Genomic DNA, 19,178 nt, shown 5'->3' with positions numbered 1-19,178 from the left:
CTAACAAACTCGTTGCACTCACAACCACTCGTGCATGCGGCTATCCGGCCGCAATAGATGCATTTCGCGATGAAACCGAGTATATCCAACGCGATCGAAGAACTCCAGAATCTGGATCGCGCGCTTACGCCCCAAGGCCGTGGCGTCGCGAAACACGGCGGCGCTCACCGTGCCGCCCTGCTCGCTTGCAATACGCGCGACCGTGCGCGCGAGCGTCTGCATTACCTCGCGATCGTAGAACAGATCGCGCACCACCTGATACGTCTTGCCGAGCCGCGCAAGCTTGCGCAGCAGCGCGCGCATCTTTTCCTCCGGCTCCTGCAGTTCGCGCGCGAGATCGCGCACCCATGGCGGATCGAACCCGCCTCGCGCGACGAGCGGCAACACCCGCGCCGCGAGCGCCTCCTCGGCGGCGTCGAGTGTCACCGCGTGCGAAGGCAGATGCAGCCACGGCCCGCTGCGGGCCACGCGGCTCTCGCTCACGAGCGCCTCCACGGCGGCACGCCACGTCGCCTCGCTGACCAGCGGCGCCGCAATGCGACGCAAGCGCGACGCGTCCGGGCCCTGCTCGTCGGGCGAACGCGTGTGATACGCCGCGAGTGCCTCGACGATGGTGCCGGCGAGGCGCGTCCAGTGCGCGCGTGCAATCACCGCGCCCGCTTCGTCGCGGCCTTGCGGCGCCACGACGATCGCGTCGGCGGGCAACGCGAGCGCGGCTTCGTCGTAGCCGGTGAACTGCATCAGCGTTGCGCGCGCGATGCCGCGCGGCGCCTGGTCGATCAGCGGCGCCAGACGCGCTTCGTCGAGCCACGTGCGCGAGGCGTCGAGCCACGCGCGCCGCTCGGGCGTGCGACGACGCCGTGGCGGCCCGAACGGATCGAGCACGCGCCCGCCTCCCACGGTGCGACTCGCTTGTGCATTGCGCACGATAAAGCGGTCGCCGGACAACGCGTGCACGGGCGCCTCGAACACGAGTTGCACGCGCGCATGCGCGCCCGGCGCGAGGGTCTCGGCGTCGAGCAGCGCGACGTTCGCCACGCGATGCGTCGTGCCCAGATGCACGTGCAATGGCGACCAGTGCTGCAACGTGACGTCGGCATCGGCGAGTAGCTCGAGTTCGACGTCGAGCCGCGTGGCGGGCGCCGCGAGCTTCGCATCGACGATCCAGTCGCCGCGCGCGATCAGCTCCTTGTCGACGCCGGTCAGGTTCAGCGCGCAACGTTGTCCAGCGTGACCGGTTTCCGCCGCCCGATTCTGCGCATGCAGGCCGCGTACGCGCAGCGGCAAGCCGGCGGGCGCCAGCACGAGCGAATCGCCGGCTCGTACGCGCCCGGCGAATACCGTGCCCGTGACCACGGTGCCCTGGCCCGCGAGCGTGAAGACGCGGTCCACCGCGAGGCGAAAGAGGCCATCGTCGCGCCGCGCGTGCCAGGCCATGGCGCGCTCACGCAGCAACGCGTCGAGTTGCGCCACGCCGTCGTCCTGGTCGACGGTGGCATTCGTCGCGAAGACCGGCGCCTCGGCGAGCGTCGTGCCTGCGAGCGCCAGCGCGATTTCCGCACGCACCGCCTCGAGCCGCGCGGCATCGACACGATCGGTCTTGGTCAGCGCGATCGCGCCCTCGCGCACGCCGAGCAATTGCAGAATGGCGAGATGCTCGCGCGTTTGCGGCATCACGCCGTCGTCGGCGGCGATCACGAGCAGTGCGAAGTCGATGCCGCACGCGCCCGCCGCCATCGTATGCACGAGCTTTTCGTGGCCCGGCACGTCGATGAAACCGAGCACGTCGCCGTTTGCGAGCGGCGTGTAGGCGTAGCCGAGTTCGATGGAAATGCCGCGCGCCTTCTCTTCTTTCAGGCGATCGGTGTCCACGCCCGTGAGCGCGCGCACGAGCGTCGTCTTGCCATGATCGATGTGACCCGCCGTGCCGACGATCACAGACGCAGCTCCACGAGTTGCGCGAGGAACACGGCTTCGTCCGCGGCCTCGAGGCAGCGCAGATCGAGCCGCAAGGCGTCGTCGGCGATACGGCCGATCACCGGGCGCGGCAAGCGCCGCAACGCGCGTTCGAGCGCGAGCAGGGCGCGGCCGCTGCCGCCTTTGCCCGCGCCTTTGCCTGCATAGCGCACGACCAGTCCGCTGCTCGGCAAGACGTCGACCGGCAACGCGCCGCTGCCGATCTGGCTGAACATCGGCTCCACGCTCGCGGTGTACGTGTCGCCCAGCGCACGTTGCAGCGGCGCGAGCGCGCGCTGCGCGGCCTCGTGCATTTCCGTGGCGGGACGCGTGAGCAAGCGCAGGGTCGTCAAACGCTCGCGCAAAAATTCGGGCGCCCGATACAGGCGCAGCACGGGTTCGAGCGCCGCGAGCGTGAGCTTGCCCACGCGCAGCGCGCGCTTGAGCGGATGCTTCTTGATCTTCGCGATCAGTTCCTTTCGACCGACGATGAGACCCGCCTGCGGGCCGCCCAGCAGTTTGTCGCCGCTGAACGTGACGACATCGGCGCCCGCCTCGACCGTCGCGCGCACGGTAGGCTCCGCGGGCAAGCCCCATTGCGCGAGATCGACGAGCGTGCCGCTGCCGAGATCGACCGCCACCGGCAAACCATGCTGATGCGCGAGCGGCGCGAGTTCGTCGAGTTCGACGCTTTTCGTAAAGCCGCTGATCGCGTAGTTGCTGCAATGCACTTTCATCAGCAAGCCCGTGCGCGCGTTGATGGCCGCCTCGTAGTCCTTGAGATGCGTGCGGTTCGTCGTGCCGATCTCGCGCAAACGCGCGCCCGCGCGGCTCATGATGTCGGGAATGCGGAACGCGCCGCCGATCTCCACGAGTTCGCCGCGCGACACCACCACTTCCTTGCGGTTGGCGAGCGCGCTCAGCAGCAACAGCACGGCCGCCGCATTGTTATTGACGACCGTGGCCGCTTCCGCGCCCGTGAGTTCGCAGATCAGTTCGTCGATGAGATCGTCGCGGTCGCCGCGCTTGCCGCTCGCGAGATCGAACTCGAGATTCGCGGGCTGCGCGAGCGAACGCATGACGGCCTGCACGGCTTCCTCGGGCAGCAGCGCGCGGCCGAGATTGGTGTGCAGCACCGTGCCCGTGAGATTGAACACGCTGCGCAGCCTGCTTTGCGCGCGCGCTTCGAGACGCTGCGTGCTGGCCGCGATCACGCGTTCGAGCGAAAACGGCTCGGTGTCATTCGCGGGCAACGCCAGCGTGCCGTCCTGTGCCTCGCGCCGCCAGCCGTCTTGCGTGGCGCGCACGGCCGCGAGCACCTGCGCGCGCCCATATTGGTCGACGAGCGCTTGCGCGAGCGGCGAGGCGATCACGCGCTCCACGGCGGGCATTTGCGCGAGCAGCGCATTGAGCGGCGGCGGTTGAGTCACGGTGTCACTCATCGCGCGCCCTCAGCGGTCTTCGGGCACTTCGGGCCACAGCAGCGGATTCGGACTCGCGCGCCGATATCCCGCATCGCCCATCAGCAAGTCGAGCGTGAGACTCGCGAGGTCGTCGGCGAGCGGTTCGATCTCGAGGTCCTTGTCCTGATAGCCGATCTTGCGGTACGTGTGGCATTCGTCGCACGACTCGGCCTTGAGCGCGCCGTTACCGCCTTCGATGCCGTGATAGGCAATGCCCTTGGTCGAATCGCAGTTCGTGCACTTCACGCGCACCACGTGGTTTTCGGTGCCGCACACGCCGCATTGCGCATAGCGATAGCCCTGATACGCGCCGCCCACGCGCACCACGCTCGCCACGGGCGGCGAACCGCACACGGGGCACACGCCCGGCGCATCCACATAGGGAATCTCGCGCAGGTCGAGGCGGCTCGCGAAACTCGTCCAGACCACCTGCAGCGCGGCCATGATGAACGGCGCGGTCGCGGGCGCGACTTCGGCGTAACGCTGCGCGAGAATTGCGTCGGCTTGCGACTCGAGTTGCGCGTCGCTCATCGCGCGCAACGCGTCGAGCACGTTCGCGAGCGCGGGCGCGACGGCACCCGCCGCCTGCACGCGGTTCGCGAGATCGCGCAACACGTCGCGCCATTGCGGATCGCGTTCGCCCGAGAGCGCGGGCAGGATCGGCATGGAATGCTGCTGCGCGCTGGCGATGGACTCGCGCGACGGCAGCGGCACGTTCAAGGCGTCGAGCGCCTGCTGCTGCGACTCGGCGAGCGCCGCCATCAGCCGCACATAACCGGCGATGGGGTTCTGCTCGGCAAGACGGCGCAATCGTGCTGCGCGCGTACTGAAGAACGCGAGCCGCTCGGGCAGGCGAATGCGGGGAATTGCCGAGGGATCGAGCGTTTGAATCTGCTCGGGATCGAGAATGCGTTGTGTCACGACAGGTTGGCTCCGGATGCGCCAAAAGCGCGCCACATGAATCGCCACCAAAGAAAAACCGCCGCGCCCCATGAAAATAAGGCCGGCGGTCTACCGTTCGCGCGCCGCCGTGCATTCCGGCAAACGCGCGGCCCGCTGTTACTTGACGCTCTCGCGGAACCAGCGCGGATGATGCTTTCTCGCCCAGCCCCAAGTGACGTAACCGCGCGTCATCGCGCCGATCGAACCCTTCACCCACAACGCCGCATAAATATGGACGATGATGCCGACGATCAGCACGAACGCGGCAGCGGCATGCACGACGGCGGACAGGCGAATGATCCCGATCGGGAAATAGAACGAGAAATAGCGCCGCCAGATCACGATGCCGCTCGCGAGCAACAGCACGAGGCAAACCACCATCGTGAAGAATAGCAGCTTCTGTCCCGCATTGTATTTGCCGATCTCGGGCAGTTTGTCCTCGCGATTGTGAAGCACGTCGTCCATCTGTTTCATCCACTGGATGTCGCTTTTGTCCAGATAGTTGTGATGCCAGAAACGCAGCGCGAGAATCATGAACGACACGAACATCACGAGGCCGATGAACGGATGCAGAATGCGCGTCCACTGGCCGCCGCCGAACAGCGCGGAAAGCCAGAACATGGCCGGATGAAACATCGCGAGGCCGGAGAGCGCGAGCAGGATGAAACTGATTGCCGTGATCCAGTGATTGCTGCGCTCGTTGGCCGTATAACGCTGGATCAGATGCGGTTCGTCAACGTGTTTCATCGCTGCGCTCCTCGGGTGGTTCGCCACGGATACGCCGTGCTTCTTCCACGGCGGCTTCCTCGTCTGCCGGATGCACTTCGTTCGGGCCAATGCGCGTGTAGTGGAAGAAACCGGCCACGGCCGCGAGCGCCATACCCGCGAGCGCGAGCGGCTTCGCAATGCCCTTCCACACGCGCACGAGCGGGCTGATGCGCGGGTTGTCCGCCAGCCCGTGATACAGCGACGGTTTGTCCGCGTGATGCAGCACGTACATCACGTGCGTGCCACCCACGCCGGCCGGATCGTACAGCCCGGCGTTCTCGAAGCCGCGCTCCTTCAGGTCGACGATGCGCTCTTCCGCATGCACCTTCATGTCTTCCTTGGTGCCGAACACGATCGCGCCGGTCGGGCACGTCTTCACGCACGCGGGCTCCTGTCCCACCGCCACGCGATCCGAACAAAGCGTGCACTTGTACACGCGATGCTCGGTCTTCGACAGACGCGGAATGTTGAACGGGCAGCCGGTGATGCAGTAGCCGCAACCGATGCAGTTTTCCTCGTGAAAGTCGACGATACCGTTGGTGTACTGCACGATCGCGCCCGGCGACGGACACGCTTTCAGACAGCCGGGATCCTCGCAGTGCATGCAGCCGTCCTTGCGGATCAGCCATTCGAGATCGCCCGCCGGATTCTCGTATTCCGTGTAACGCATCACGGTCCACGAGTGCTCGGTAAGATCGCGCGGATTGTCGTACACGCCGGTGTTGATGCCCACTTCGTCGCGCAGGTCGTTCCACTCCATGCACGCCGTCTGACACGCCTTGCAGCCGATGCACTTGGTGACGTCGATCAGTTTGGCAACGGTGCCCGTGACCGGTTCGCGCACGCCGGGCGGCGGCGTGGTGGTGGCCGACAGGCGTTTGATGTCGAGTGATTGAAATGCCATGTCGTCCCCCTAGGCCTTTTCCACTTTCACGAGGAACGACTTGAACTCGGGCGTCTGCGAATTGCCGTCGCCCACGGGGGGCGTGAGCGTATTCGTCAGATAGCCCGGCTTCGTCAGTCCCGTGAAGCCCCAATGCAGCGGTACGCCCACGTGATGCACGGTCTTGCCGTCGATCGTGAGCGGCCGGATGCGCTTGGTCACCACGGCCACCGCATAGAGGTAGCCGCGATTGCTCGACACCTTCACGCGGCCGCCGTCGACCACGCCGATATCCTTCGCCAGCGCCTCGCCAATCTCGACGAATTGCTGCGGCTGGATGATGGCGTTCAGGCGCGCATGCTTGGTCCAGAAGTGGAAATGCTCGGTGAGCCGGTACGACGTGCCCACGTGCGGAAACGCCTGCGCCGTGCCGAAGGTCTTGCGGTCGTCGGGGAACACGCGTGCCGCCGGATTGCTGGTGGCCTGCGGGTTGTTCGGATGGAACGGGTTGTAGCCGAGCGGGGTTTCGAACGGCTCGTAGTGCTCGGGGAACGGTCCTTCGTTCATGCCGTCGCGCGCGAAGAAACGCGCCACGCCCTCGGGGTTCATGATGAACGGCCCCATGCCCAGATCCGGCGCCTCGTCCACCTTGTAGTCGGGAATGTCCGCGCCAGTCCACGCCGCGCCGTTCCATGCGATCAGCTTGCGCGTGGGATCGAACGGCTTGCCCGCCGTATCGCACGAAGCGCGGTTGTACAGGATGCGCCGGTTCGCGGGCCACGCCCACGCCCAGTTGAGCGTCTGGCCAATGCCCGTGGGGTCCGAATTGTCGCGCCGGCCCATCTGGTTGCCCGCCTGGGTCCACGCGCCGCAGAAGATCCAGCAGCCGCTCGCGGTCGTGCCATCGTCCTTCAACTGCGCGAAACCGGCGAGCTGCTCGCCCTTCTTCACGAGCACCTTGGTCGCGTCCTTCGGGTCGGTTTGATCGGCGAGCGCCCGCCCGTTGTATTCCTTCGCGAGTTCCTCGGGCGTGGGGCTTTCCGGGTCCGAATACTTCCAGTCGAGATTGACGATGGGATCGGGCAGCTTGCCGCCGTCCTTCTTGTACGCCGCGCGAATGCGCAGGAACAGCCCCGACATGATCTCCAGATCGCTGCGCGCTTCGAACGGCGGTTCCGCGCCCTTCCAGTGCCATTGCAGCACGCGGCTCGAACTCACGAGCGAACCGTTTTCCTCGGCAAAACACGTGGTGGGCAGCCGGAACACCTCGGTCTGGATCGAAGCGGTATCGACATCGTTATAGTCCCCGTACTTCTTCCAGAACTCGGAGGTTTCCGTGGCGAGCGGGTCCATGATGACGAGCCACTTGAGCTTGCCGAGCGCGGAGAGCGTCTTGGCCTTGTCCGGCGCCGAAGCGATCACGTTGAAGCCCTGGCAGATATAGCCGTTGACCTTGCCCTGGTTCATCAGCTCGATGGTTTGCAGCAGGTCGTACGGTTTGTCGAGCTTGGGCAGCCAGTCGTAGCCCCAGTTGTTGTCCTTCGTGGCCGCGTCGCCCCACCATGCTTTCATGAAGCTCACGAAGAACGCGCCGTAGTTCTTCCAGTAGCTCAGCTGGTTGGGCCGCAGCGGCTGCGTCGCGCGCTTCTTGATGTAGTCGTCGTAGTTCTGCTCGGCCTCGAACGGCAGCGTCATGTAGCCCGTGAGCAGATTCGACATCAGCCCGAGGTCGGTGAGGCCCTGAATGTTCGAGTGGCCGCGCAGCGCGTTCATGCCGCCGCCCGCAATGCCGATGTTGCCCAGCAGCAATTGCACCATCGCGCCCGTGCGGATCATTTGCGCGCCCACCGAATGATGCGTCCAGCCGAGCGCGTACAGAATCGTGCCCGCGCGGCCCGGTACGGCCGTGGTCGCCAGCATTTCGCACACCTTGAGGAATTTATCCTTGGGCGTGCCGCACACCTTCTCGACCATTTCGGGCGTATAGCGCGAGTAATGCTGCTTGAGCAGCTGATACACGCAGCGCGGATTCTGCAAGGTTTCGTCGGTTTTCACGAAACCGTCGTCGCCCAGTTCGTAGTTCCACGAGGTCTTGTCGGGATACGCGTGTTTCTGCGGATCGTAGCCCGAATAGATGCCGTCGTTGAACGCGAAGTCCTCGCGCACGAGGAACGTGAAGTCGGTGTAATTCTTCACGTACTCGTGCTGGATCTTGTCGTTCGTGATCAGCCAGTTGATCACGCCGCCAAGGAACGCGATGTCCGTGCCGGAGCGGATCGGCGCGTAAAAGTCCGCGACCGATGCCGTGCGCGTGAAGCGCGGATCGACGACCATGAGCCGGGCCTTGCGGTGCGCCTTCGCCTCCGTGACCCACTTGAAGCCGCACGGGTGCGCCTCGGCCGCATTGCCGCCCATCACCAGAATCACGTCCGCATTGCGAATGTCGACCCAATGGTTCGTCATCGCACCACGGCCAAACGTCGGGGCAAGACCTGCCACCGTCGGGCCGTGTCAGACACGCGCCTGGTTGTCGAACGCGAGCAGGCCCATGCTGCGGGCCACTTTATGCGTGAGATAACCGACTTCGTTGCTGCCCGCCGAGGCGGCCAGCATGCCGGTGGTCAGCCAGCGGTTGACGGTTTTGCCGTCCGCCGTTTGCTCGACGAAATTCGCGTCTCGATCCGCTTTGAGCAACTTCGCTATTCGGTCGAGCGCGTCCTCCCACGAGATGCGTTTCCACTCGTTCGATCCCGCCGCTCGATACTCCGGGTATTTGAGCCGGTTCGGGCTGTGGATGAAGTCGATGAGACTCGCGCCCTTCGGGCACAGCGTGCCGCGATTGACGGGGTGGTCGGGATCGCCTTCGATATGGATGATGCTCGCCGTGGCGTTTTTCGCGCCGTCGCCGAGACCGTACATGAGAATGCCGCAACCTACCGAGCAGTACGGGCAGGTGTTGCGGGTTTCCGTGGTGCGCGCCAGTTTGTATTGTCGGACTTCGGCCAGTGCGTTGTCGGGCGCGAAGCCCATCAACGCGAGGCTGGAACCAGCCAGCGAGGTAGCCGTGACCTTGAGGAACTGACGCCGGGACATCTGCAGCATGATGCGTCCTCGGCTTTGTGGTTGTGGGTCAGTTGAGTATATGAGGTTTTTCGGCGACGGATCCTCATGATGTTCGCGATCGAAACGCTCGCGCGCTCGTGCGCGTTCCGGCGCGGGCCGGGAATCGGGCTTGCTATAGTGAACCGGCAAATGGGCCATCTTTATGACGAATGTCCGCGGCGCTGTTAGCGGCCTTCGTTTGCGGGTTCATCGGGCAGGTGATCGGGACCGGTCATCGGGCCAGGTAATCGGCAACTTCATCGGCAACTTCATCGGCTCACGCACCGGCTAACTCGTTGGCTAACTCGTCGAGCCAACCATCGCGCTAACCACGGGGGCGCTCATCATGTCGACACTGTCATCGGAACGCCTGCAATCGGCCGCACGCAAGGAAGCGTCGTGGGTGGTCGGCGCGTTGCGCCAGTTCATCGCCGACCGCTGCCCGTCGCTCGCGGCCAGCATCGCCTTCTATTCCGCGTTTTCGCTCGCGCCCACGCTCGTGATGGTGATCGCGGTGGCCGGCTGGTTCTTCGGCGCCGAAGCCGCGCGCGGCGAGCTGTTCCGCCAGGTGCACAACGTGCTCGGCGACGACGCCGCCGCCGGCATCACCACGATCGTGCAGAACGCGCACCGCTCCGGCGATGCAGGCGGCATCGCCGCGATCATCTCGCTCGTGATGCTGGCCGTGGGCGCGTCCGCCACGTTCTCCTCGCTGAACTCGGCGCTCAATCTGGTGTGGCCGCTCGAGGGTCCGCGCGCCTCCAGCGTGATGGCGCTCGTGCGGGTGCGGCTGATTTCGTTCGGCCTCGTGCTCGGCGTGGCCTTCCTGCTGATCGTGTCGCTCGTGCTCGATACGGCGATCACGTTCGTCGGCAACTGGATCTGGGGCAATTCGCCCTACGTGATCATCGGCAATCTGCTGCAACTGGGCGTCGGGTTGCTGGTGCTGGCCGTCGCGTTCGGCGCGCTGCTCAAGTTCCTGCCCGACGCGCCCGTGCACTGGCGCGACGCGCTCGTGGGCGGCATCGTCGCGGCGGTGCTGTTTTCGGCGGGCAAGAAGCTGTTCGCGCTCTATCTCGCGCACGCGGGCATGGCAACGGCGTTCGGCGCCGCGGGCTCGCTGGCCGTGCTGCTGATGTGGCTCTATTTTTCGGCAGCGGTGTTGCTGCTCGGCGCGGAATTCGCCGCGGCGCGCGGGCGTCAGCAGGATCCGCGCGGCGCATGGGGTTTCCTCGAGGAAACTCCGCCCGGCAGCCGCGCCAAGCTCGCCTCGGTTCTCGCGGCCTCGACCATCGCGCCGCTGCATGAAGCGCGCCGCTCGCCCGGCGTGTCCGGCAATGGCGCGAACGCCATTGACCCGGCTGCACCGGCGCCCGCCGCCGCGCCGATCGGAAACTCCGCCAAACCCATAGCTGCCGTGCCTCCGGCCTATACCGCGGAGCTTGCCGAGGGAAATTCGGCACTATCGGAAACTCCAGTCGGCGCGATCGGGCTGGCCAGCGCCCATGAAGGCGCATTCGGACGACGCAAAACCGGCCTCCAGATCCGCCGTTCGGTGGTGCGCATGGAAGACAGCGCGACTTATGCGGCCGCTCGCACGCTCGTGCGCGCGGGGCGTGGCGTGGCCGCCGCCGACCGCTACGTGAAGCAACATCCGTGGGGTTCGGTGCTCGTCGTGGCGAGCGCGGCACTCGCGATGACGGCCGCCGCGGGACGTCGACAAATACAGGAATCCAACCCGCTCGCGCATGCCGCCAAAGGCCGCGATAAAGCAAGTCGTTAGCCACTTGTTTCAAGACTTTTATCAAAAACAACAATAATGCCAGGTCAACAAAGCAATATTTCCAAAACCGGAATAATTGACCAATGCCTTGTCAAATAAGGCGTTCTGGCAGGTGTCAGCTTTTCGCGACAAACATTTTTTTTCGGTTCTGGTGCATTGGCGTGCTGCGTTATTCTCCATCGCGCAACAACTACACAATCTCTGCGTGGAGAAAACAGAATGAAACGAGTCGCACTATCGACCCTCTCGCTGGCCCTGCTGGCTTCCGCCGGTGCCGCGCACGCTCAAAGCAGCGTGACGCTCTATGGCGTGATCGACGAATCGATCCAATGGGCACACAACGTGGATACGGCCGGTCAGAACAAGAATCTGGTGGGTCTGGTTGGCGGCAACCTGTCGGGCGACCGTTGGGGCCTGAAGGGCACGGAAGATCTGGGCGGCGGCCTGAAGGCAATTTTCCAATTGGAAAACGGCTTCAACCTGAACAACGGCAAGCTGGGTAGCTACAACGGCAACACGGCGCTGTTCGGCCGTCAGGCATTCGTGGGTCTGGCGCACGACCAGTTCGGTACGGTCACGCTCGGCCGCCAGTACGACCCGCTGGTCGACCTGGTTCAGCCGCTGACGGGCGACAACTACTTCGGTAGCACGTTCGCAACGCCGGGCGACATCGACAATAACGACAACAGCTCGCGTACCAACAACGCCATCAAGTACACGTCGCCGGTTCTGAGCGGCTTCCAGTTCGAAGGCATGTACGCACTGGGCGGCGTGGCTGGCTCGACCGGTTCGGGTCAAAGCTGGGGCGCAGCGGCAACGTACGGCATCGGCTCGTTCAACGCCGCAGCCGGCTACTTCCGCATGGACAACTCGTCAAACCCGGCTAACCGCCTGACGGCGAACGGCGGCTGGGCTTCGACGGCAACGTCGGACAACGTGTTCCAGGACGGCACGGTCATCACCGAGCAATTCGCTTCGGCGAAGTCGGTTGGCATCGCTTCGGTTGCTGGCCAGTATGTTGCCGGTCCGTTCACGCTCGGCCTGCGTTACAGCAACGTGCAAGTCAAGCCGGACGGCTACTCGACGTTCCAGTCGACCGAGCGTTACAACGTCGGCGGCGCGTTCCTCGGCTATCAGCTGAACCCGGCCCTGCTGCTCGGCCTCGGCTACATCTACACGCACGCTGCCGGCGACACGTCGAGCTCGTACCACCAGGTTTCGCTGGGTGCGGACTACAACCTGTCGAAGCGCACGGACCTGTACGCGGTTGCGGCTTACCAGCACGCCAACGGCACGCAACCGGGCCAACCGGGCACGAGCGCTACGGCGTCGATCGGCTCGTACGGCTACAACTCGGCTTCGAGCTCGCAAGAACTCGTCAGCCTCGGCATCCGTCACAAGTTCTAAATACCGCTTTCGCCGGGCTTCGGCCCGGCTTCGCGAGCGAGACCAGGCAGCTAAAAATCACACGCTGCACAAACCAGCCTTCGGCGCAAGCCAAGGCTGGTTTTTTTATGCTCGAGCGGTTTTAGAGCAGATCTTCTACGCGTCGATGCGGGGCGTCGAAGTCGTGCGGTTCAGGCTCGGCGGCGATCGCGAGATCGCGGGTTCTTCGCGGGTGCTTCGCGGATTCTTCGCGGGTGCTTCGCGGATTCTTCGCCGCTTCCACGCCGCATTCAGCGCAATCGCGTCGCCGCTGCGGCCGCATGCCGCGCGAAGGCCTCGGCGAGCGGCGCCGCTCCTTGCGCGCCGCGTATGGTGTAAATCGACGTCGTGAGCGCAGGCGCGAAGCGCTTCACGCTCACGCGACCGCCGGCTTGCGTGGCGCTCGACGACGCGCTCACGGCGTCGATCAGCGCGATCCCCATGCCCGCCTCCACCATCGCCACCACGGACTGCGCGAGCGGCGCCTGCACGCTCAATTCGCGCGCTACGCCATGCTCCGCGAACACGCGGTCGATGCGCGCGCGCACCTCGCTCCCAAGCGGCAACGAGACGAAGCGTTCGCCGGCGCAATCGGCAACGTCGATCACGCGTTTGCGCGCGAGCCGATGACCGCGCGGCACGATGCAGCGCAACGGCCATTCGCCGATGACCTCGACGCGCGCGCCCGGATGCGCGACCGCCTGCGCCACGATACCGAGATCGCATTGCCGCGCCGTCACACGCTCCGCAATCTCCGCCGCCTCGCCCGTGCCCAGTTCGATATCGACGCCCTCATGCTCGCGCGCGAACGCCGCGGCAAGGCCCGGCACGAACTCCGCGCAAAGCTCGACACTCGCTGCCACGCGCATCACCCCGCGACGCTGCGAGCGAATCTGCTCGGCCGCCAGCGCCACGCGCTCGAAGCCGACGAACGCGCGCTCGACCTCGCCGTGCAGCGCATGCGCCTGGGCCGTTGGCACGAGACGGCCGCTGCGGCGCTCGAACAGCGCGAGCCCGAGGTTCTGTTCGAAGTCGGCGAGCAGGCGGCTCACGGCGGGCTGCGAGACACCGAGCGACGACGCCGCGCGCGTGACCGTGCGCCATTGCATCAGCGCGCGAAACGCCTCGATCTGTCGCAAGCTGAGATCCGTCGCAAGCATAAGGTGATGTTATGGAAATAACGCCGAGATTGGTGGTGACATTCACGTTTCCTGTGAATACGCCATGAATAACGCCACATCATATCGCGGCCTCACCCATAACACGACAACATGGTTTTCGGCATCAATGCGTTTTTACCGCACCAAATAAAAATCCCCGCGGCCAATGCCAACGGGGATTTCTGGGTACAGACTCGCCGCCGTCACGCGACGGCGACCGCAGCGGCGATTAGCCTGCTGCTGCGTCCTTCAGCTTCTTCAGTGCGCGTGCCTTGATGCGAACCGAAGCGGGCTTGGCCGGGAACCAGCGCTCTTCGCCGGTGAACGGGTCCTTGCCGAAACGCTTCTTCTTTGCCGGCACAGCTTGCACGACGATCTTCAGAAGACCCGACAGCGTGAATTCGCCAGCGCCCTTCTTGTGGACCGAACCGAGGATCGTGTCTTCCAGCGCGGCGAGCACGGCCTTGGCAGCCTTCGGCTCGACGCCAGCGCGTTCAGCGACGTGTGCAGCCAGCGAGGCCTTCGTGAAGGTGTCCTTGATCGGCGACGGTGCGCCAGCAGCCGCCTTCACGGCGACCTTCTTAACTGCGGCCGTCTTTGCCGGCGCTTTCTTTGCAACAACCTTCTTGGCCGGGGCAGCTGCCTTTTTGGCCACTTTCTTTGCGGAAGTCGGCATGTTTCTCCTACCAGTGTTGGTCAGTGAACGATAAAGCACTTGCGGAATGCACGTGCTTCAACGGCGGATTCTACATAGACGCAAGCGTTTTGCGTGAAGCTTTTGCATTGTCGTTACGATTTTGTTGCGCGGCGCAGACTTCGTAACGCATTTCGATGCCTGTTTACAGGGGTTAACGTGCATCCCGCGCCCCGCAGCGAGGCCAAAACGTCGCGCCTCGCGCGCACGATCGTGCGCTGCGATCGTCAAGAAAACGCCTTACGTATGGCGCTTTTGCGTGATTTTCGTCCGGCGTGTCGATGTCCGCGCCTCGTGTGGAGCGGTCGTCTATGCGCTCGCCAGAGCGTCAAAGCGTGCGCAGCAATGCGGCGAGCGAGGTCAGCGCCGCCTCGATGCGCTCCGCTTCCACCGCGCCGTAGCCGAACAGAAACCCCTTCTGCGCAGGCGTTTTCAGATGAAACGGCGTAAGCGGATGCAAGCCGATCGACGCCTTGCGCGCCGCCGCGACGAGCGCGGCTTCATCGATCGGCGCCACCAGTCGCGCCGCAAGGTGCAGGCCCGCCGTGCTCGGCGTGATCGCTTCGAGCCACGGCGCGAGCGGTCCGCGCAGATGCGCGAGCAGCACGTCGCGGCGCGCCGCATAGGTTTGGTGCATGCGCCGCAGATGCCGCGCGAAGTGGCCATTGAGCATGAAATCGGCGAGCGCCGTCTGGGTGAGCACGCAACCGTGGTTGTCGCCGATCTGCCGCGCGCGGGCGAGCGGCCCGGCCAGCGCGGCCGGCGGCACGAGGTAGCCCACGCGCAGTTCCGGGAAGATGGTCTTCGAAAACGTGCCGACGTAAGCCACCAGGCCCGCATGATCGAGGCATTTGAGCGGCTCCATGGAGCGCCCCTCGAAACGGTATTCGCAATCGTAGTCGTCCTCGATCACGAGCGCGCCGCGCGCCTGCGCCCATTCGAGCAGCGCGACGCGGCGCGCGAGACTCATCGGCATGCCAAGCGGAAACTGATGCGAAGGCGTCACGTAAACCAGCTTCGCGGCTTGCGGCAGTTGCTCGACCACGAGCCCTTCGCGGTCCACCGGCACGGGCACGATTGTCGCGCCGAGCGCCGCGAAGATGTCACGCGCGGGCGGATAACCGGGCTCCTCCACGGCCACCACGTCGCCGGGCGCGAGCGTCACGCGCGCGAGCAGATCGAGCGCCTGCTGCGCGCCCTGCGTGACGATCACCTCGTCCCAGTTGCTCTGCACGGCGCGGTTGAACGCCAGATAACGCGACACCGCGAGGCGCAGCTTTTCCTCGCCCGACGGATTGCGATACGTGCCGTAGCCGCGCGCCTGTACGCGCAGCGCGTCGTTGATACAGCGCCGCCAGACGTCGAAGGGAAAGCGCGATTTGTCGGTCACGCCGCCCGCGAAATCGCACGCGAGACGCGCATCCACGCGCGGCAGCGGCACCGGCTCGGCGGCCTGCGCCTGCCACCACGGCGTCGCGTGAGCGCCGCGCGCGGGCGACTCGACCCGCAAGGCCGTGTCGATCTGCGAATTCGGATGCGCACGCTCGCGCGCGGGCAGGCGTTCGAGCGTGTCGGCGACGAAGGTGCCCGAGCCGCGCCGCGACTCCAGATAGCCCTCGGCGAGCAGGCGTTCGAAAACGTCGAGCGTGGTCTTGCGCGAGACGCCCAGTTGCTGCGCGAGGTCGCGCGTGGAAGGCAGGCGCGTACCGCCCGCGAGGCGGCCGTCCACGATGCTGTCGCGCAGTTGACGATAGATCTGGCCGGCGAGATCGCGACGGCCCGACACGGTGACGTGGAGTTCCATGGTGGCGCTGGCGCGCGTTCCGGTTGAGCAAAAGTGGTCACCCGAAATATTGCCAGAATGGCTATATGAACGCGCCAGCGCGGCGCCTAAAGTGCGTTCCGTGGCAACGCAAACGACTCTTTCAGCTCAGGTCAACACTCAGGAAAAGGTGAACGTCATGGAACAGCGTCTGGACTTCTACAAGGTCTGCCCCGAAGGCACCAAAGCGATGATTGCGCTCGAAGAACGGGTGAGCAAAAGTGCGATCGAAAAGCCGCTCGCCGAACTCGTGCGCCTGCGCGCCTCGCAGATCAACGGCTGCGCCTTCTGCGTGGACATGCACACGACCGACGCGCGCAAGGGCGGCGAAACCGAGCGGCGGCTCGCCACGGTGAGCGTCTGGCGCGAAACGCCGTTCTTCACCGAGCGCGAACGCGCGGCGCTCGAATGGACGGAGTCGGTCACGCTGCTCGCGCAGACCCACGTGCCCGACGACGTTTGGGAACGCGTGAAGCCGCACTTCAGCGAGCAGGAGATCGCCGATCTCACGATGCTGATCATCGCGATCAACGGCTGGAACCGCATCGCCGTGACGTTCCGTAAAACGCCGGCTTGAGCGGAGTCGGGCGGGCTCGCGCCGGTTTTGAACCGGCGCATCGACAGCACGAACGCGAATCAGGCAAGCATCAGACGGCGGCCGAAGCCTGCTCGCCGCGCTTTTCGTGATGCTCGCGCGAGAGACGGTTCATCAGCGGCAGCAGCACGACGGCCACCACCACGCCGCCCGTGGCGAGCCAGCCGAGCCCCGCGAAGAGGCGCGTATAGAGCGGCAGCGAGGTGAGCGGATCGAGCGTGCCGGAAGGCATCTGCGCGAAATTGGCGACCACGCTGCCCAGATACTGCGACACGCCCGTGGCGACGAAATACGCGCCCATCATGAATCCGCTCATGCGCGCGGGCACGTAGCGCGCGACCATCGCCAGGCCAAGCCCGCTCACGAGCAGCTCGCCGAGCGAATAAAAGCCGTAGCCCGCGACCATGAACCACGACGACACGCGGCCGTCCACCGCGTAGCGCCCGCTCGCCGCGAACACGAAAAAGCCCGCCGCGACCACGGCGAAACCGAGTGCGTATTTCGCGGCCACGGGCACGTCACGGCCGCGTCGCGCGAGCGAGGTGTAGAGCGTGGCGAGGATCGGCGAAAGCACCATGATCCAGATGGGATTCAACGCCTGGAACTGGCCCGCGCTCCATTTGAAGAGATTCACGCCGAACAGCGCGAATTGCGGATCGACGTTGCGCAGCGCGAACAGCGTGAGCGACGTCGACATCTGCTGATAGAACACGAAGAACAGAATCACCTGCAAGGTGAGGATGAGCGCCGCGATCAGGCCCGCGCGCTCGGCGTGCTCGCAGCGCGCGAGCATCCAGCCGAACACCGCGAGAATCGCCACGCCCGCCGCGTAGACGCAATCGCGCGCGAGCGTTTCGTGCTGCAGCACGAACATCGTTGCCGCGCCCAGGGCGATCGCGCCCGCCGCCACGAGCGCGACGCGGCCCCACTGCAGCGGACGCTCGTCCGGTGCGGAACCGATCTGCGCGAGCGTGCGGCGCATCAGCAGAAAGTTGAGCAGGCCGAGCACCATGCCCGCGCAACACACGCCGAACGCGGCGTGCCAGCCCCAGTGGTCCTTGATCCACGGCGTCGCGAGAATCGAGATCGTCGAGCCGATGTTCACGGCCATGTAATAGATGGTGAACGCGCTGTCGAGGCGCGCGTCGTCGCCTTCGTAAATGCGACGCACGAGATTGGCGGCGTTCGATTTGAACAGCCCGTTGCCGACGACGATCACGCCGAGCGAGGCGTACATGTGGTTGAGGCTGTCGTCGGGGATCGCGAGCATCAGATAGCCGGCCGCGAGAATCACGGCGCCCGCCAGCATCGAGCGCCGCGCGCCGAGAATCTGGTCGCCCACCCAGCCGCCGATGGCCGGCGAGGCGTAGACGAGCGCCGCGAATGCGCCCCATGTGAGATTGGCGTCGCGATCGGCGAAACCGACCTGGTTGACCATGAACAGCACGAGCAGCGCCGCCATGCCGTAATAGCCGAAACGCTCCCACATTTCGATCAGGAAGACGGTTGCGAACGAACGCGTCTGAGTGGGCCGGGGTTGAGCGGGCGTAGTCATGGTGCCGTGTCTCCTGCAAATGATGCGATGTTGCCGGGCCTGCGGGTTGCGCCGCATGGTGCCGATACGTGCCGCTGGCGCGCGGTTGCGTCCGCCGTGGCGTGAGCTGTGCTTTTTGAGCAGCGGGCGATTGTACGAGACTTGCGCGCCTGGCCGCGTTTTCGTGGCCGCGCGCCACGCTCCCCGCGACCGCGCGCTGGCAGTTTTTGCGCGGCTTTTGGCACCTGCGTCGCCGTATGCGCGGCTAGAGTGATCTTCGTCGGCGGGCGCGCAGCCTGCCGACATTCTCACTTTTTCGGGGACTCCACCATGGCGCTGCAAATCGGCTTTCTCGTCTTTCCGGGCGTTCAGCAACTCGACCTCACGGGTCCGTACGACGTGCTCGCGTCGATCCCGGAGGCCCGCGCGCGGCTCGTCTGGAAGACGCGCGAACCCGTGCTGTCGAGCAACGGCCTCGCGTTCACGCCCGACACGACCTTCGACGATTGCCCGCCGCTCGACGTGATCTGCGTGCCGGGCGGCAGTGGCGTCGGCAAGCTGATTCCGGACGACGCCACGCTCGGCTTCCTGCGCGCGCAGGCGCAAACCGCGCGTTACCTCACCTCGGTCTGCACGGGCGCGCTCGTGCTGGGCGCGGCCGGCCTGCTGCGCGGCAAGCGCGCGACCACGCACTGGCGCTATCACGAACTGCTCGCGCCGTTCGGGGCCATTCCGGTGCAAGACCGCGTGGTGCGCGACGGCAATCTGTTCACGGGCGGCGGCGTCACGGCGGGCATCGACTTCGCGTTTACACTCGCGGCCGAACTGATCGGCGCGGACGCGGCCCAGGCGCTCCAGCTGCAACTCGAATATGCGCCGGCGCCGCCGTTCGAGGCGGGCGATCCGGCCACGGCGCCGCGCGCCATCGTCGACCAGTTGCGCGCGCAAACAGCGGCCACGTTCGCCGAACGCGAGAAGATCGTCGCTACGGCGGCGGCGCGGCTTTAATCAGGGTTTGCGCGAATCCATCGCGCATGCACGCTTGCCACCG

Annotated in this window: 14 protein-coding genes; 4 read left to right on the top strand and 10 right to left on the bottom strand. The window is 65.5% G+C overall.

The features are described from left to right. Positions 1–18 precede the first annotated feature (18 nt). The 6 genes from selB to fdnG all read right to left on the bottom strand — a co-directional run bounded on the left by selB (position 19) and on the right by fdnG (position 9,114). A complete protein-coding gene (gene selB, locus FAZ98_RS21180; RefSeq protein ID WP_158953474.1) occupies positions 19–1,938 on the bottom strand; it encodes a selenocysteine-specific translation elongation factor in 1,920 nt (639 codons plus the stop codon). Continuing rightward, positions 1,935–3,398, bottom strand: a complete 1,464-nt coding sequence (selA, locus tag FAZ98_RS21175) for an L-seryl-tRNA(Sec) selenium transferase (RefSeq protein WP_158953472.1) — start codon at positions 3,396–3,398, stop codon at positions 1,935–1,937. Before selA ends, selB begins: the two co-directional genes overlap by 4 nt. Before the next feature lie 9 nt (positions 3,399–3,407). Continuing rightward, positions 3,408–4,340, bottom strand: coding sequence for a formate dehydrogenase accessory protein FdhE (gene fdhE / locus FAZ98_RS21170; protein ID WP_158953470.1), 933 nt, complete (start codon positions 4,338–4,340; stop codon positions 3,408–3,410). A gap of 138 nt (positions 4,341–4,478) precedes the next feature. Continuing rightward, complete coding sequence (locus tag FAZ98_RS21165) at positions 4,479–5,108, bottom strand: formate dehydrogenase subunit gamma (protein WP_158953468.1); 630 nt, start codon at positions 5,106–5,108, stop codon at positions 4,479–4,481. Then, positions 5,095–6,033 carry a formate dehydrogenase subunit beta gene (fdxH, locus tag FAZ98_RS21160; RefSeq protein ID WP_158953466.1) on the bottom strand — a complete coding sequence of 313 codons (939 nt, stop codon included), beginning with the start codon at positions 6,031–6,033 and terminating at the stop codon, positions 5,095–5,097. Before fdxH ends, FAZ98_RS21165 begins: the two co-directional genes overlap by 14 nt. Positions 6,034–6,042: 9 nt before the next feature. Beyond that, entirely contained in the window at positions 6,043–9,114 is a 3,072-nt protein-coding gene (gene fdnG / locus FAZ98_RS21155) for a formate dehydrogenase-N subunit alpha (RefSeq protein WP_158953464.1), read from the bottom strand. Positions 9,115–9,460: 346 nt separating this feature from the next. Here fdnG and FAZ98_RS21150 point away from each other — a divergent pair, with 346 nt between their 5' ends. Further along, on the top strand, positions 9,461–10,897 hold the full coding sequence (locus FAZ98_RS21150) for a YihY/virulence factor BrkB family protein (protein WP_158953462.1): 1,437 nt from the start codon (positions 9,461–9,463) through the stop codon (positions 10,895–10,897). Positions 10,898–11,116: 219 nt separating this feature from the next. Continuing rightward, on the top strand, positions 11,117–12,304 hold the full coding sequence (locus tag FAZ98_RS21145) for a porin (RefSeq protein ID WP_158953460.1): 1,188 nt from the start codon (positions 11,117–11,119) through the stop codon (positions 12,302–12,304). A gap of 269 nt (positions 12,305–12,573) precedes the next feature. Here FAZ98_RS21145 and FAZ98_RS21140 read toward each other — a convergent pair whose 3' ends face one another. The 3 genes from FAZ98_RS21140 to pdxR all read right to left on the bottom strand — a co-directional run bounded on the left by FAZ98_RS21140 (position 12,574) and on the right by pdxR (position 15,980). Then, positions 12,574–13,482 carry a LysR substrate-binding domain-containing protein gene (locus FAZ98_RS21140; protein WP_407672090.1) on the bottom strand — a complete coding sequence of 303 codons (909 nt, stop codon included), beginning with the start codon at positions 13,480–13,482 and terminating at the stop codon, positions 12,574–12,576. A 229-nt stretch (positions 13,483–13,711) separates the two neighbouring features. Then, a complete protein-coding gene (locus FAZ98_RS21135; RefSeq protein WP_158953456.1) occupies positions 13,712–14,158 on the bottom strand; it encodes an HU family DNA-binding protein in 447 nt (148 codons plus the stop codon). 346 nt (positions 14,159–14,504) lie between these two features. Continuing rightward, positions 14,505–15,980 carry a MocR-like pyridoxine biosynthesis transcription factor PdxR gene (pdxR, locus tag FAZ98_RS21130; protein ID WP_158953454.1) on the bottom strand — a complete coding sequence of 492 codons (1,476 nt, stop codon included), beginning with the start codon at positions 15,978–15,980 and terminating at the stop codon, positions 14,505–14,507. Between the two features lie 157 nt (positions 15,981–16,137). Here pdxR and FAZ98_RS21125 point away from each other — a divergent pair, with 157 nt between their 5' ends. After that, positions 16,138–16,575, top strand: a complete 438-nt coding sequence (locus tag FAZ98_RS21125) for a carboxymuconolactone decarboxylase family protein (protein ID WP_158953452.1) — start codon at positions 16,138–16,140, stop codon at positions 16,573–16,575. Between the two features lie 70 nt (positions 16,576–16,645). Here the strand turns inward: FAZ98_RS21125 and FAZ98_RS21120 are convergent, their stop codons facing one another. After that, positions 16,646–18,148: a peptide MFS transporter gene (locus tag FAZ98_RS21120; protein WP_158953450.1), complete on the bottom strand. Its 1,503-nt coding sequence runs from the start codon at positions 18,146–18,148 to the stop codon at positions 16,646–16,648. Positions 18,149–18,457: 309 nt separating this feature from the next. On the opposite strand from FAZ98_RS21120, the gene FAZ98_RS21115 reads away from it, so the two are divergent. Then, a complete protein-coding gene (locus FAZ98_RS21115) occupies positions 18,458–19,135 on the top strand; it encodes a DJ-1/PfpI family protein (protein ID WP_158953448.1) in 678 nt (225 codons plus the stop codon). The last annotated feature ends 43 nt before the right edge of the window (positions 19,136–19,178 follow it).

The organism is Paraburkholderia acidisoli, from assembly GCF_009789675.1.
Taxonomy (GTDB): domain Bacteria; phylum Pseudomonadota; class Gammaproteobacteria; order Burkholderiales; family Burkholderiaceae; genus Paraburkholderia; species Paraburkholderia acidisoli.
Note: the sequence above shows the minus strand (reverse complement) of the source record. Positions and strands in the feature narration are given on the sequence as shown.